This window comes from Actinokineospora sp. HUAS TT18, assembly GCF_051364635.1.
GTDB lineage: Bacteria > Actinomycetota > Actinomycetes > Mycobacteriales > Pseudonocardiaceae > Actinokineospora.
In genome coordinates, this window is the sequence record NZ_CP195645.1 from 4,588,683 (window position 1) to 4,603,552 (window position 14,870).

Consider the following 14,870-nt stretch of genomic DNA (forward strand, 5'->3'; position numbering starts at 1 on the left):
AAGCTCGCTCATGACACCACCACCCCGTTCACCTGTCCGTTGAGCGGCGCGATGGCCGCGGCGTTGTCCGCCCGGCGGGCCACGTGGAAGGAGAGCACCTGCAGCTCGACCGCGAGGTCGACCTTGCGGACCTCGACATGGTCGGGGACCTGCAGCACGACGGGGGCGAAGTTCAGGATGCACTGAACGCCCGCTTCGACCAAACGGTCGCACACCGCCTGGGCCGCGGGCGGCGGCGTCGCGATGACCCCGATGGACACCTCACGCTCGGCGCAGATGGTCGGGATGTCGTCGATGTGCTCGACCGGAAGCCCGCCGACGGGCACGCCGATGAGGTCGGGGTCGACGTCGAACAGAGCGGTCACGGGGAAACCTCGTCCGGGGAACCCGCCATAGTTGGCAAGGGCATGTCCGAGGTTACCGATTCCGACGACCGCGACGCTCTGCTTCCTGGTCAGGCCCAGGATGCGTTCGATCTCCTCGATGAGGACGGCCACCTCGTACCCGACGCCGCGGGTGCCGTAGGAGCCGATGTAGGAGAGGTCCTTGCGCAGCTTCGCCGAGTTGACCCCGGCCGCGGCGGACAGCTCCTCACTGGAGACCGAGCCCACACCGCTGTCCTGCAGGCCGGAGAGCACCCGCAGGTACACGGCCAGCCGCGCGACGGCCGCCTCGGGGATGGCCCGCGCCCGCTCCCGCGCCGCGGGCACCTCGGCCACGACTCGCGGGATGGGGGTGGTGAGCTCGGCGGCTGTCGGGGCGGGCGGGGTGTCGCCGACCCCGTTCCGCTGGCCTCGCTGTGCCGCCACGCTGGTACTCCTCGACAGATTTCGTCTCCGGGATGGGAACACGGTACCGCTTGTGAACGTGTGCACAAAGTCGCTGGCCAGGCACTTGATGTACCCCACATTCCCGGGGCGGTGGCATGTGGTCGTCATGCCCTCACAGTCGACCGATCCACCGCCTTCGACATCTTCCGACTTGCGTCGTGTAGATCAGGCCGGTTTTAAGCCACCGTGAACTGGGTCGAGTGCCAGCCGGTGGCGCCGTCGGGGATGGGCGGGACGCGCTTGTCGGTCTGGGTCTCGCCGCGCCGGTTGGTGGCGCGGACCTCGGCGCGGTGGCCGCCCGCCTGCAGGTCCACATCGACCCGCCACATGCGCCAGGTCTGGTCGTTGACCTCGTCGGCCAGCGTCGCCTTGCGCCACTCGCCGCCGTCCACCCGGACCTCGACCTTGTCGATGCCGACGTGCTGCGCCCACGCGATGCCCGCGATGGTCACCTTCCCGGCGGCGACCTTCGCGAAGCCCGCGGGCACGTCGATCCGGGACTGCACCTTGATCGGCGCCTCCCGCGCCCAGCCGCGGTCCTCCCAGTAGAACGTCTTCGAGCCCGCGGTCGTGACCTCCATGTCGGTGACCCATTTCGTCGCCGAGACGTAGCCGTAGAGGCCGGGGACGACGACCCTGGCCGGGAAGCCGTGCTCGACCGGCAGCGGCTCGCCGTTCATGCCGATGGCCAGCAGCGCGCCGCGGCGCGGGTCCAGGAGGGTCTCCAGTGGGGTGCCGCAGGTCCAGCCGTCGACGCTGGTGGAGAACAGCTGGTCGGCGCCGGACTTGATCCCCGCCTCGCCGAGCAGGTCGCGCATCGGGACGCCGATGAAGGTCGCCGTCGAGATGTACGGGCCGCCGACCTCGTTGGACACGCACGTCATGGTGATCGTCTTCTCGACCAGCGGGCGGTTGCGGATGTCGCCGTAGTCGAAGGTCAGCTCGGTGTCGACCATCCCGTGCACGCGCAGCCGCCAGTCCTCGGCGCGGACGCGCGGCACGGTGAGCGCGGTGTCGATGCGGTAGAAGTCACGGTTGCTGGTGATGAACCTCGGCGTGCCGACGCCGGAGAAGTCGGCGGTGGCGGGGACCGCTGGGGCGGGCACGGCGGCGGTGAGCTTGCCCACGGCCGCCCGGGAGCCCTCGACGTCCACGCGGCCCGCGAGGAACTGGCCAGTGCCGCCGAGGACACCGGCGCCGACAGCCACGCCCGCCGAGGTGATCAGGAAGGACCGGCGGGACGCGTCGTCGGCCTCGTCGCGCGGAGTCAGGGCCATGCGGTGCAGCCAGGTGAACACGCCGACGCCTGCGGCCAGGCTGGCCAGCGGCGCGAGCAGCGCGAGTTGCCCCAGGTCAGGACGGTTGAACACGGCGACGACGGCGAGCAGGCCGAGCCCGACCGCGAGCGCCTGCCCAGGCCACGGCCGCCGCCGCGACATCAGGCCCGCGATGACCGCGATCACCAGCAGCGTCATCGCCATGCCGCCGAGCAGCACGACCTTGTCGTAGACGCCGAACGTGCGGATCGCGAAGTCCTTGAGCGGATGCGGCGTCAGATCGATCGCGGAGTTGCCCACGGCCAGGAACGGCGAGGCGTTCGGCCCGACGAGCCCGGCGACGAGGTGCCCGGCGGCCAGCGCCGCGGCCACCGCCAGCACGCCGATGAGTGCCGCGGTCCGCTTGCTCAAGGTGTTGTCCACACCTCTTATTCGACGCCGCCGACCCCGCGGATGGAATGGATCGGGGCGCTACGGATTCCTTACGTCAGCGCGGCCCGCAGCCGGGCCTCCTCGACCTTCCAGTACCCGTGCTCGGCGCCGTCGACCAGGATCACCGGGACGCGGTCGCCGTACTCGGCGCGCAGCTCGGGATCGCTGTCGACATCGGCGGTGTCCCAGCCGACGCCGAGGTCGGCGCAGATGCGTTCGACGTCGGCCTCGGCCACCTCGCAGGCGTGGCAGCCCTGCCTGGTCATCACCGTCACCCTGGTCACGGCCGAACGGTACCCCGCAGGCTCGCGCGCCGGAGCTTGCCCATGACCGAGTGCGGCAGGGCCTCGACGAACTCGACGGTGGCCGGGATCTTGAACCTGGCCAGCCGCTCGGCGCAGTGGGCGCGCAGCGCGTCCTCGGTCAGCTCGGCGCCTTCCTTGAGCACCACGACCACCTTGACGGCTTCGCCGGTCCGCTCGTCGGGCACGCCCACGGCCGCCGCCTCGGCGACCTCGGCCAGCTCGCCGACGACGGCCTCGACCTCGTGCGGATAGACGTTGAAGCCGTTCACGATGATCAGGTCGTTGGCCCGGTCGACCAGGTGCAGGTCGCCCTCTTCATCGAAATAGCCGACGTCGCCGGTGCGGAACCAGCCGTCGGCGTCGGGGCCGTGGTCGCAGTCGGGCCAGTAGCCGCTGAACAGGTTGTCGCCGCGCGCGGCGACGAGGCCGGTGTCGGTGGCCTCGTCGGTGAGGTCGGCGGTGAACTCGTCGGGATCGGTGAGCGCGGCCACCGGCCTGCCGTCGCTGTCGACCAGCCGCAGCTCGACCCCGGGGATCGCGCGGCCGACCGAGCCGGGTTTGGCGCTGCCGCCGACGAGGGTCGAGGTGAGCACGGGGCCGGTCTCGGTGAGGCCGTAGCCCTCGAAGATCGTCAGGCCGGTCTCCTGGCGGAACAGCGCGAGGGTGGCCGCGTCGAGCGGGGCGGCGCCGGAGGTGCACAGGCGGACCGTGGCCAGCGCGGTGCCGAGCCGGTCGGCGCCCGCGGCGGCGAACGCCTGGTACATCGCGGGGACGCCGATGACGGTGGTGATCCGATGCTCGGCGCACGCGTCGAGCGCGCGGTCGACGCCGAACTTGTCGAGCAGCACGGCCGTGGCACCGGCCGCGGCGACCTGCCACAGGCCGGAGAGCCCGTAGGCGTGCGAGAGGGGCACGGTGAGCAGCACCCGGTCGTTCGCGGTGACCGGGGCGGGCCGCAGCGCGGCGCACTGCTCGACGTTGGCCAGCAGCGCCCGGTGCGACAGCATCACGCCGCGCGGGGTGCCGCCGGTGCCGGAGGTGTAGGCGAGGACGGCCAAGTCCTCCCCGCCGCGCGTCACAGCGGGCGGGGCCGTTTCGGGGGCGTCCGGATCGGGAACGGTGAGAACCGTGGCCGACCCCAGCTCGCCGACGGTGAACTTGGCCCCGCTGTGCTCCAGTACCCGCTCGATCTCGCGCGGCGCCGCGTCGAGGCCGACCGGCACGACCACCCCGCCCGCGCGGAGCACGCCGAACAGCGCGACAACCGCGTCGGCGGTGTTGGGCAGCCGCAGCGCGACCCGGTCGCCCGGCGCCACCCCGGCGTCCACGAACGCCGCCGCACACCGGTCTACCTGCGACTGCACCTGCTGCCAAGTGAGTGAACGCGCGTCGGAAACGTCGACCAAGGCGAGGTGTCGGGGTACCTTCTCGCAGGCTTGCGACACCAGGTCCGCGACCGTGCCGGTCGGCGTCTTGGTCATGCTCTCGACCTCATCTCGCGGGAAACCAAGGGATAAATCACAGGGAAACGCAGTGTGGCACGGATCACCAACGTCACGGTTAACTACCCACTACGTCTCATCCTTGGACTTTGAGCCAGAACCTACTAGAAAGTAACAACGACTTAGCGGCTTCTGACTGTTTCGGCGATCTACGGTGATGAGGGAGTGTGCGGCTGCTTGATGACCCGTCCGACGCGACCGACCAGGGCACCCGCGGTGCCCCATGCCCGTCCCGCTGGGGACCGGGCAGGCTCGCGACGTGCGGAAACTCCGGACAGCGCACTGACGGAAGCCGAACCGATGGCCGAACCTGACCCGACACCCGAGCCTGCGGCCGACCTTGAGGCCGCGCACGCGGCCGCGTGGGACCTGGTGCACGCGGCGCAGGGCGGCGACACGCACGCGTTCGGCCAGCTCTACGACCGCTACGTCGACATGGTGTTCCGGTACGTGCTGTTCCGCGTCGGCGACCGCGAGCTCGCCGAGGACGTCACCAGCGAGACCTTCCTGCGCGCGCTGCGCCGCATCACCTCGGTGAGCTACCAGGGCCGCGACGTCGGTGCGTGGTTCGTCACCATCGCCCGCAACCTTGTGCTCGACCACGTCAAGTCGAGCCGGTTCCGGCTGGAGGTCACCACCTCGGAGATCCGCGACTCCGAACGGGTGGAGGCCGGTCCCGAGCAGCAGGTGATGTCCAAGGTGACCCGCGACGCGCTGCTGACCTGCGTCGACCAACTCGGCGACGACCAGCGGGAATGCATCGTGCTGCGGTTCCTGCAGGGCATGTCGGTCGCCGAGACGGCGGTCATCATGAACCGCAACGAGGGCGCGGTGAAGGCACTGCAGCACCGTGCGGTGCGTAGGCTCGCCCAGTTACTGCCTAGCGAGATCAGGTGACGCGTTCACTCGCGCGAGTGGACCTGCCCCACCCGGGGCCCGGGCCGTAACCCCAGGCCCGACAAGTCGTTTCACACAACAGGATCAAGAACGGGTTTCCTGGGCGGGACACCCGAACCAGTCGGGTCACGTCGTAGTCGAGTCGGAGTGGAATGGTGGACAGCGGATCGGGGCCGCACGGACGGCGCGAGCACAGTGCTCGGGCCGCTCGGTCGCGTCCGGACCTGCCCGGGTTCACCGCCGACGACGAGGCCGTCGTCGAGCTGCTGGCCGGCCTGAGCCCGCTCACCGCGCCGTCGGGTGACGCCCGCGACCGGATGCGGGCCCGCATCCTCGCCGGGATCGCCGAGCCCGCCGTCGAGGGCCCCCGCGCGACGCGGCCGCCCCGCGCCGGTCGCGCGCCGCGCGGCCGACGTTCGGAGTCCGCCCCAAAGACCCGCCCCGAGCCCGCGAGAACGGGCTCCGGGGCGCGTGGCCGGTTCGCCGTGGCGGCCGTCGCGGTGCTGGCGCTGGTGTTCTCCCTGGCCGGCATGAGCCTGCTGCTCTCCCGCGACGCCCTGCCCGGCGACGCCCTCTACGCGATCAAGCGCACCGGTGAGGCCGCCTCCCTCGGACTCACCTTCGGCGACGAGGGCAAGGCCTACAAGCACCTGCAGTTCGCGACCGCGCGCGTCACCGAGATCGAGACGCTCACCCAGCGCTACCCGAACACCAAGGACGCCCCCATCGGCGGCTACCTGTCGGCGCTGAACGACTTCGACGGCGACGCCGCAGCGGGCTCGCGCCAGCTCATCGGCCTGGCCACCGCGGGCGACGGCAGCCAACTCGAGGCGCTGCGGCTGTGGGCCGACCACCAGGGCGCGCGCCTGGCCGCGCTCGGCCCCAAGCTCCCCGGCGCGGCGGGCATCCACCAGGCCGCGTCGGTCGCCCTGCTCGACAAGATCGAGGAACGCGCCGCGGCGCTGACCAAGCGGATGCAGTGCGTCGACATCACCTCGGGCTCGATCGACGAGGTCGGCGCCCAGCCCGCCACCGGCACCTGCGACCCGCGCCCCGGCGCGGTGACCCAGCAGCTGCCGAACCCGCAGCCGAACACCGGGCCCGCCAAGGTGCCCACGGTCACCACGGCCGTGCCGCCCAGCCCGGTCCAGCCGGGACAGTCGGGAACCCAGGACCCCGGGGTGTCGGTGCTGACGACCACCCCGCCGCTCATCAGCGTGCCGCCCATCGTGGGTGGACCAAGCACGTCGCCGTCGCCGTCGGGGAGTACTTCCCCGGCGGCCCCGGCCGTCACGGTGCCGCTGCCGCTGCTGCCCACCATCGCGCTTCCGCCGCTGCTCCCGGGCCTGCCGGGCATCGTGATCGGCTAGCCTTCCAGTCAAATTCTGGTTGGGATCGCTAGGCTGAGAGTCACGGTTCTGCGAACCATTCGGGAGGCAAGCGGTGTCAGCACGGCGTGGGGCTGCCAAGGGCCCTGAACTCGAACGCCTGGCCGAGCTCGCCGGGGAGGCCAGCGCCGAGGCCGCGGTGGCGATGGACCCGCACCCGTCCGCGCCGACCGACCTGACCGCCGCCGCGTTCTTCGACGTCGACAACACGATCATGATGGGCGCGTCGATCTTCCACTTCGCCCGCGGCCTGGCCGCGCGCAAGTTCTTCAGCAACTCCGACCTGGTCAAGTTCGCGCTGCAGCAGGTGATGTTCCGCGTGGGCGGCAAGGAGTCCGCCGACGGCATCCGCAGCAGCCGGGAGCAGGCTCTGTCCTTTGTAGCCGGTCACACCGTCGCCGAGCTGACCCGCCTCGGCGAGGAGATCTACGACGAGCTGATGGCCGACAAGATCTGGCCGGGCACCCGGGCACTGGCCCAGATGCACCTCGACGCGGGCCAGCGCGTGTGGCTGGTCACCGCGACCCCGGTGGAACTCGCCGCGATCATCGCCCGCCGCCTCGGCCTGACCGGCGCCCTGGGCACCGTCGCCGAAAGCCACGACGGGGTGTTCACCGGCAAGCTGGTCGGCGAGATGCTGCACGGCCCCGCCAAGGCCCACGCCGTCCGGTCGCTGGCCGCGCGCGAGGGCCTGGACCTGCGGCGCTGCACGGCGTACTCGGACTCGTCGAACGACGTGCCGATGCTGTCGGTCGTGGGCACGGCGGTCGCGGTCAACCCCGACAGCGGCCTGCGCGAGACGGCCCGCAAGCGCGGCTGGGAAATCCGCGACTTCCGGACCGGACGCAAGGCCGCCAAGATCGGCGTCCCGTCAGTGTTGGGCGCGGGTGCGGTCGCGGGCGCCGTCGCCGCGGGCCTGGCCTACCGGAAGCGCTCCGCGTAGGCCGATTTTCAGTAGCTTGGTGTCATGAAGATCGCCGAGTCCAAGGTCGGCGCTCGGCTCGCGGCGCAACGCGCGGTTGTGTGGGCGATGGCCGCGGGCGGCGATCCGCTGGCCCGGCTGGCGGCGCCGCCGTGGCGCGACAACCCGTACCCGGTCTACGAGCGGATGCGGTCCGAGCCGATCGTGCGCAGCCGGTTCGGCTGGCACGCCGTCGCGGGCCACGACCTGTGCTCCCGGATCCTGCGCGACCGACGCTTCCACGTGCGCTCCAGCGACGGCGTCGAGCCGCAGCCGTTCACCGAGCCGCTGATCCCCGCCGACTACGCCGTCGCCCCGACGTTCCTCGAACTCGACCCGCCCGACCACACCCGGCTGCGCGCGCTGGCCAGGCCCGCGTTCAGCCCGAGCAAGATCGAGGGCTACCGCGCGAGGGTCGCCAAGACCACCGGCGAGTTGCTCGACCGCGCGCTGGCCAAGCCGGAGTTCGACCTGGTCGCCGACTTCGCCACCCCACTGCCGATCGCGGTGATCAGCGAGCTTCTCGGCATCCCCGACGTCGACGCCGACCGGTTCGGCGCGTTCGGCCGAGTCGTGGGCGCCTCGCTGGACGGGGTGACGTCGCTGCGGCAGGCCCGCGCGCTGCGGGCGGCGACCACCGAGTTGCGGGCGCTGTTCGGCGAGCTGATCGAGGCGCGCTCGCGGGAACCGGGACCGGACGTGATCAGCGCGCTGGTCTCGGCGCTGGGTACGGGCGAGCTCACCGAGTTGGAGCTGCTCACGACCTGCGAGCTGCTGCTCATCGCGGGCTTCGAGACCACGGCGAACCTGATCGGCAACGGGATGTGGACCTTCGCCCAGCACCCGGACCAGTGGGAGCGGCTGCGGGCCGACCCGGAGCTGGCGCCGGGCGCGGTCGAGGAGATCCTGCGGTTCGAGTCGCCAGTGCAGATGACTCAGCGGATGCCGCACGAGGACGTGGAGATCGCGGGCGTTCGCGTGCCCGGGGACAGCACGGTGGTGCTGCTGCTCGGGGCGGCCGGACGGGACCCAGCGGTCTTCGCCGACCCGAACCGGTTCGACATCGAGCGCGCCGACACCGACCACCTGGCGTTCGCGGGCGGCGTCCACTACTGCCTCGGTGCCCCGCTCGCCAGGCTGGAGGCCGACATAGCCCTGCGCGCGCTGGCCGAGCGGCTGCCGCGGATCCGTCCACTCGCGACACCGAAGTGGCGCGGCACGACGGTCATCCGCGGCCTGCGGTCCCTGCGGCTGCGTCCCTGAGCGGGCTCAGCCCAGGAACGGGTTTCCGCGCTGGCTGAGCATCCGGTACAGCGTCTGCTGGATGGTCTCGCGCACCTGGTCGGTCATGTTGAACACCAGCATCGGGTCGTCGTCGGCGCCCGCGTCGAAGGTGTCGGTGGCGATCGGCTCGCCGAAGCGGATGTGCCACTTGGACGGCAGTGGGATCGCGCCGAGCGGGCCGAGCAGCGGGAACGTCGGCGTGATCGGGAAGTACGGCAGCCCGAACAGCCGCGCGATCGCCTTCAGGTCGCCGATCTTCGGGTAGATCTCCTCAGCGCCCACGATCGAGCACGGGATGATCGGCGCCCCGGTGCGCAGGGCGGCCGAGACGAACCCGCCGCGGCCGAAGCGCTGCAGTTTGTAGCGGTCGGCGAACGGCTTGCCGATGCCCTTGAAGCCCTCCGGCCACACCCCGACCAGTTCACCCGCCCGCAGCAGTTGCTCCGCGTCGGGGTTGCAGGCGAGCGTCTGGCCCGACTTGCGGGCGAGCGCGCCCAGCAGCGGCACCTGGAAGACCAGGTCAGCGCCGAGCATCCGCAGGTAGCGCTGGCGGGGGTGGTTGTCGTGCACGGCCACCGCGGTCATCAGCGCGTCGATGGGCAAGGTGCCCGAGTGGTTGCACACGACCAGCGCGCCGCCGTCGACCGGCAGGTTCTCCACGCCGCTGACCTCGACCCGGAACCAGTTCTTGTAGAGCAGCCGCAGTGGCGGCAGCAGCACGCGCTCGGTCAGGTCGGGGTCGAAGCCGAACTCGTCGACCGGGTAGTCGCCGGTCAGCCTGCGCACGGCGAAGCCGAGCGCGTCGCCGATGCCGCGGCGGACGGCGGAGACCGGCGGGTGCTGCCTGGCCGGGTGCAGTGGCGTCGGCTCGACGATCTTGCCGTCGGGGCGCGGCGGGACGCGGTGGGTTCGGTCGGCTCTCTGGAGCGGGATCACGCGGGCTTCCTGCATGCCAAGTGCACCTTCCAACTGCTTCGATCAGGGGCGGGTGCCCTGCAGCACCCGTCTGCGGGCGGCGGCGAGCAGCGACGGGGTGAAGACCGGTCGCAGCCCGGAGCCGGAGACGTAGTCGTCGAACGCCTGTCGGGTCGTCCACCGCGGAGTGAACCCGAACTCGGCCTTGAGCCGGGCGGTGTCGAGTACCCGGCCGTAGTTGAGATACCGCACGTGGTCGGCGGAGAAGTCGACCACCCGCGCCCCGCGCAGCACCCGGCCCGCGGCGGGCAGGGCCTGGCGCAGCACCGGCAGCGGCAGCCGCCCGGCCCGGCGGATCGCCTGCGACAGCATCAGCACGCCGTCACCGGCCACGTTGAACACTCCCGCGGTGTCCTGCCGCGCCGCCTGTTCCAGCACCGCCAGCGCGTCCTCGGAGTGCAGCAGCTGCATCCGCGCGTCGAACCCGAGGACCGTGGGGACCACGGGCAGCGCGAAGTACCGGGTGAGCACCGTGTCGACGTTCGGGCCGATCACGTTGGCCAGCCGCAGCGTCGCCACCGACACCTCGGGCCTGCGCCGGGCGAACCCGCGCACGTAGCCCTCGACCTCGACGGCGTCCTTGGCGTAGCCGGACGAGCCGATGTCCTTCGGGGTGTCGTCCTCGGTGAACACCGCGGGCGACCGGGCGCTCGCGCCGTACACCGCGGCCGTCGACTTCACCACGAGCCTGCGCAGCGACGGCGCCCGCTGGCACGCGGCGAGCAGCTGCATGGTGCCGATGACGTTGAGTTCCTTCAGGACGGTCCGCCGCGCCGGTCCCGCCGGGTTGGCCGTCGTCGAGGCGTGCACGACGGTGTCGACGTTCGCCGCGGTGATGACCTTGGCGATCAGCGGGTTGCGGATGTCGGCCCGGACGAACTCGGCCCGGCCCATGGTGCGCACGACGTCCTTGGGCGGCGGAACGGTGTCCACACCGAGCACGCGCTCGATGTCGGGATCGGCGGCCAGCCTGGCGGCGAGGTTGCCGCCGAGATAGCCGCCGACACCGGTGACCAGGACGACTCTGGGCGTCATGGGATTCCCTGGGGATGGGGGCTCGGAGTGGCCAACCCTACTCGCCCGAAAAGATCGACTTCGACCAGGCAACAGACTCTTAACGCAGGTCACACGGGTTGTTCGGCTTTATCACCCGATTGGTGCACTGGCTGGAACGCGACAGCGCCCGCCACCGGCGTACCGGGGCGGGCGCTGTCGTCAGAGACCTACTTCTTCAGTTTGCGACGCTGCACGCGCGTCTTGCGAAGCAGTTTGCGGTGCTTCTTCTTCGACATGCGCTTGCGGCGCTTCTTGATGACCGAGCCCATGTGGTTCCTCAGCTCTCAGTGGGTCGTTCCAGGTGTTCCGGCGCTCCGGTGTGGCGACGTCACGGAACGCACGCCAAAACACCAGGCACAACGAGCGTCCAGCCTACTCGTGTGCCCAGCGGCACCCACTCACGGGTCCGGCTCACCCCGCGTCGAAGTACGCGTTCTGCAGGTAGTCGTGCACCGCCTTCTCCGGAACCCGGAACGACTTGCCCACCCGCACCGCGGGTAGGTCGCCGTTGTGGACCAGTCGGTAGACAGTCATCTTCGAGACTCGCATCAGGGTCGCCACCTCGGCCACCGTCAGGAACTGCACCTGCGGTAGTCCGGGCGCGCCCGGGTCACGCTTGTTCGCCGGCATGATCACCGCGTCCTTCAACACGCGTCGCGCCGCCGGCTTCCCCACCGACGGATTCGACACGCACGTGCTTCTATCGAGAGTAGCGGGACTCCTGTGACTAATGCGACGCCACGTTCGGCGCAAATCTGCAAGTTGCGGAGTCGATCATCGCTCCTCGTGTTCGCGCCCTAGCTCTCGGGAGCGGTCGCGGGCGGCCTCGATGGCGGCGAGCAGCGCGGCGCGCACGCCGTGTTTCTCCAGCTCACGGATGGCCATGATGGTCGTCCCGGCGGGCGAGGTCACGGCTTCGCGCAGGGTCACCGGGTGCTCGCCGGTCTCGGCCAGCATCGCCGCGGCACCGACGGCCGACTGGATGATGAGCTTCTCGGCGACCGCGCGCGGCAGGCCGAGCAGGATTCCCGCGTCGATCATGGCCTCGACCAGGAAGAAGAAGTACGCCGGACCGGAGCCCGACAGCGCGGTCACCGCGTCCTGCTGCGACTCGGGGACCCGCACGACCTTGCCGACCGCGCTGAGCAGCTCCTCGACGGTCGCCAGGTGCTCGGGGCGGGCGTGCTTGCCGGGTGAGATCGCGCTCATCGCCTCGCCGACGAGCATCGGCGTGTTCGGCATGACCCGCACCACGGGGACACCCGCGGGCAGCCTGCGCTCGAACAGCGCCGTCGGCAGCCCCGCGCACAGCGACACGACCAGCGTGTCCGGGCTGATGACGGGCGCGAGGTCGTCGAGCAGCGGCTCGATGTCCTGCGGCTTGACCGCCACCACGAGGACGTCGGCCTCCTTGGCCGCGGTCGGCACGTCGGTGCCGCGGATGCCGTAGGTGCTGGTCAGCTCGGCCGAGCGCTCCGGATAGCGCTCGGTGAACATCAGCTCGTCGGCGCTGCGGCCGCCGTGCAGCAGCCCGGACAGCAGGGCCTCACCGATCTTGCCCGCGCCAAGGACCGCGATGGTCGGCCGCGCGTTCGCTGTGGTCATGCGCTCAGGCTAGCCGGCGTTTGGGCCATCTGGTGGAGGGGGCGGCGACACGATCTTGACTGCGCCGAGGTAGATCGAGACTGTGGGCCGATGAGCGATCTGCTGTCGTCGGCAAGTTCCGCGCCGCGTGAGGTCACCGCCGACGATCTGATCGCCGAACTGCTGCCCAAGGTCATCGACCGCGCGCTGCGCACACCCGACATCGCCGCCGGAATCGCCCGACTCGACCTCCCCGAGCAGGTGCTGCGCGAGGCGGTCGACGAGCAGCGGCCTGCGGCCCTGCGGGCGGGCGCGCAGACGATGTTCACCCTGGTGCGGCTGGCCAACGGGTCGCCAGACAGGTCCGCCGACACGACCGTCAGGAATCCGCTGCCCTCGATCACCACCGTCATCCTGCTCTTCGGGGGTCTGCTCGCGCTGGCACCCGCGGTCAAGGTGTGGGAGGGCTGGTCCACGATGGCCGTGCTCTGGCGCGTGCTGACGGCCATCGGCGCAGGCGTGCTCGGCCTGGTGGGCCTGGTCTGCATCGGGATGGCCTTCTTCGGCGTGGCCTCGTTCCTCGCGGCGATCTTCGGGGCGGCCGACCGCTACCTCCCCCGGCGCGGCTCGACTTCCCGTTCCGACCTGACCGGCCTCAAACGGGCGTGGTCGCAGAGCGTGCTCGACAACGGCGTACTGCCGATCATGCGCGTCGTGCTCAACGAGCACCTCGGGCCGATCAGGCGGATCAGCCTGGAGTTGGGCGCCGACGCGCTGCCGGGGCTCAGCGGCGAGCGGGCATCGTCGGTGGCCGTGGTCACCGGGTCGGTGTCGCGGTTCCTGGAGACCACCAAGCGGCTGCGCGGCGGGTCGATCGGGCTGGCCGGGCCGCGCGGGGTGGGCAAGACGACGCTGATCGAGCACTTCGCGGGCCAGCCGGGACCGGGATCGCCCCAGCCGCTGCGGGTGACGGTGTCCGCGCCGGTCCAGTACGACGCGCGGGAGTTCGTGCTGCACCTGTTCGCCAAGCTGTGCCACGAGGTCATCGCGTGGGGCGAGGTCCGCGCTTCCCTCGTCCGGCGCGGCGGCGGGGTCCGGCTGACCGTCCTCCTTGTACTCGCGGCGACACTGTCTGCGGCGTGCGCGCTGCCGGTGGTCGGGCTCCGCGGGCTGGTGGGCAAGCCGATCGTGGACCACGTGCTGGCTTTGGATCCGTGGCTGCTCCCGGCCGTGCTGCTGCTGCTCGCCGCGCTGTGGGTCCTCGGCCGGTTGGTGCGGAAGGCCGCGCCGTGGGTGTGGCGCGGCGTCGTGGCGGCGGTGCGGTGGCTGCTCGGGTGGCACCGCCTCGCCCGGCACGATCCGCGTGGCGACCTGGTCGAGCGGGCCCGTGACCAGCTCAAACAGATCAGGTACTTGCAGACCCACACGACGGGCTGGTCGGGGAAGCTGACGATCGCCGCGGGCGAGGGCTCGATGACGAAGACCGCGCAACTGGCCGAACAGCCCCTGACCTACCCGGAGATCATCGACGCCTTCGGCGCCTTCCTCGCCGCGGTCGCGGGCGTGCACCGGGGAGACCCGGCGGTCGTCGTCGCGATCGACGAACTGGACAAGATCGAGTCGGCCGAGGACGCGCAGAAGTTCATCAACGAGATCAAGGGCATCTTCAGCGTCCCCCAAACCCAGTTCATCGTCTCGGTGTCGAGCGACGCGCTGGCCGCGTTCGAACGCCGCGGCCTGCCGGTGCGGGACACCTTCGACAGCGCGTTCCAGGAGATCGTCCGGGTCGACAACCTCAACCTGGCCGACACGACGCTGCTGGTGAACAGCTGGGTGGTCGGCCTGCCGGACCCGTTCATCCGCCTCGCGCACTGCATGTCAGGCGGACTGCCACGCGAGGTCCGGCGGGTCGCCCGGTCGATCGTGGCGCTGTCTGTCGACGCGGGTCGGCCACTCGTGCTGGACGAGGTGTGCGCGCGGCTCGTGGGGGACGACCTGGAACGCAAGGCACACGCGGTGCGGATCGCGGTGGGACAGCTGTCGCCGGACGATGACCCGACTGATTTCCTGCGGCATGTGCGGGAGGTTCAGGCGGACCCGACGTGGCTGCTGTCGACACCCGCCGCGGCGGGCGAGTCGGCTGACCTGGCGCGGCTGCGGGATCAGACGGCGGTGTACTTCCAGCACTGCGCGACGCTGCTGGAGATCTTCACCCGGGTACAGGACGAACGGTTGGAAGCGGGCGGTTCGGCGGTCGCGGGACAGGTCGCCGCACTCGACCTGCTGGCGGCGGCGAAGCAGTCGCTTGCGGTGCATCCGCGGTTGGCCCGGGTTCAGATCGAGGAAGTCCGCACAGTCTGGCGGCTTGCCCACTGAGCC

Annotated in this window: 14 protein-coding genes; 5 read left to right on the top strand and 9 right to left on the bottom strand. The window is 71.1% G+C overall.

What is annotated here, in order from left to right; genetic code table 11:
* Window positions 1-8 precede the first annotated feature (8 nt).
* The 4 genes from ACSHT8_RS20870 to ACSHT8_RS20885 all read right to left on the bottom strand — a co-directional run bounded on the left by ACSHT8_RS20870 (window position 9) and on the right by ACSHT8_RS20885 (window position 4,325).
* Complete coding sequence (locus tag ACSHT8_RS20870) at window positions 9-809, bottom strand: redox-sensing transcriptional repressor Rex (RefSeq protein ID WP_436492581.1); 801 nt, start codon at window positions 807-809, stop codon at window positions 9-11.
* Window positions 810-1,006: 197 nt separating this feature from the next.
* The gene (locus tag ACSHT8_RS20875; RefSeq protein ID WP_436492582.1) at window positions 1,007-2,530 is read right to left on the bottom strand and encodes a molybdopterin-dependent oxidoreductase; all 1,524 of its coding nucleotides are present in this window, start codon (window positions 2,528-2,530) and stop codon (window positions 1,007-1,009) included.
* Window positions 2,531-2,589: 59 nt separating this feature from the next.
* The gene (locus tag ACSHT8_RS20880; RefSeq protein WP_436502125.1) at window positions 2,590-2,805 is read right to left on the bottom strand and encodes a glutaredoxin family protein; all 216 of its coding nucleotides are present in this window, start codon (window positions 2,803-2,805) and stop codon (window positions 2,590-2,592) included.
* Between the two features lie 14 nt (window positions 2,806-2,819).
* Window positions 2,820-4,325 carry an AMP-binding protein gene (locus tag ACSHT8_RS20885; RefSeq protein ID WP_436492583.1) on the bottom strand — a complete coding sequence of 502 codons (1,506 nt, stop codon included), beginning with the start codon at window positions 4,323-4,325 and terminating at the stop codon, window positions 2,820-2,822.
* Window positions 4,326-4,526: 201 nt separating this feature from the next.
* On the opposite strand from ACSHT8_RS20885, the gene ACSHT8_RS20890 reads away from it, so the two are divergent.
* The 4 genes from ACSHT8_RS20890 to ACSHT8_RS20905 all read left to right on the top strand — a co-directional run bounded on the left by ACSHT8_RS20890 (window position 4,527) and on the right by ACSHT8_RS20905 (window position 8,855).
* Window positions 4,527-5,243: a sigma-70 family RNA polymerase sigma factor gene (locus ACSHT8_RS20890; protein WP_436492584.1), complete on the top strand. Its 717-nt coding sequence runs from the start codon at window positions 4,527-4,529 to the stop codon at window positions 5,241-5,243.
* 152 nt (window positions 5,244-5,395) lie between these two features.
* The gene (locus ACSHT8_RS20895) at window positions 5,396-6,613 is read left to right on the top strand and encodes a DUF5667 domain-containing protein (protein WP_436492586.1); all 1,218 of its coding nucleotides are present in this window, start codon (window positions 5,396-5,398) and stop codon (window positions 6,611-6,613) included.
* Window positions 6,614-6,776: 163 nt separating this feature from the next.
* Window positions 6,777-7,574 carry an HAD family hydrolase gene (locus ACSHT8_RS20900; RefSeq protein ID WP_436502126.1) on the top strand — a complete coding sequence of 266 codons (798 nt, stop codon included), beginning with the start codon at window positions 6,777-6,779 and terminating at the stop codon, window positions 7,572-7,574.
* A gap of 24 nt (window positions 7,575-7,598) precedes the next feature.
* Window positions 7,599-8,855: a cytochrome P450 gene (locus ACSHT8_RS20905; protein WP_436492587.1), complete on the top strand. Its 1,257-nt coding sequence runs from the start codon at window positions 7,599-7,601 to the stop codon at window positions 8,853-8,855.
* Between the two features lie 6 nt (window positions 8,856-8,861).
* Here the strand turns inward: ACSHT8_RS20905 and ACSHT8_RS20910 are convergent, their stop codons facing one another.
* The 5 genes from ACSHT8_RS20910 to proC form a co-directional block, all read right to left on the bottom strand.
* Entirely contained in the window at window positions 8,862-9,827 is a 966-nt protein-coding gene (locus tag ACSHT8_RS20910) for a lysophospholipid acyltransferase family protein (RefSeq protein WP_436492589.1), read from the bottom strand.
* Window positions 9,828-9,854: 27 nt separating this feature from the next.
* Complete coding sequence (locus ACSHT8_RS20915) at window positions 9,855-10,886, bottom strand: NAD-dependent epimerase/dehydratase family protein (RefSeq protein ID WP_436492591.1); 1,032 nt, start codon at window positions 10,884-10,886, stop codon at window positions 9,855-9,857.
* 188 nt (window positions 10,887-11,074) lie between these two features.
* Complete coding sequence (locus ACSHT8_RS20920) at window positions 11,075-11,176, bottom strand: 30S ribosomal protein bS22 (RefSeq protein WP_018684825.1); 102 nt, start codon at window positions 11,174-11,176, stop codon at window positions 11,075-11,077.
* 142 nt (window positions 11,177-11,318) lie between these two features.
* On the bottom strand, window positions 11,319-11,537 hold the full coding sequence (locus ACSHT8_RS20925; protein WP_091376928.1) for a helix-turn-helix domain-containing protein: 219 nt from the start codon (window positions 11,535-11,537) through the stop codon (window positions 11,319-11,321).
* A 144-nt stretch (window positions 11,538-11,681) separates the two neighbouring features.
* The gene (gene proC, locus ACSHT8_RS20930; protein WP_436492593.1) at window positions 11,682-12,512 is read right to left on the bottom strand and encodes a pyrroline-5-carboxylate reductase; all 831 of its coding nucleotides are present in this window, start codon (window positions 12,510-12,512) and stop codon (window positions 11,682-11,684) included.
* A 90-nt stretch (window positions 12,513-12,602) separates the two neighbouring features.
* On the opposite strand from proC, the gene ACSHT8_RS20935 reads away from it, so the two are divergent.
* Entirely contained in the window at window positions 12,603-14,867 is a 2,265-nt protein-coding gene (locus ACSHT8_RS20935) for a hypothetical protein (protein WP_436492594.1), read from the top strand.
* Window positions 14,868-14,870 lie beyond the last annotated feature (3 nt).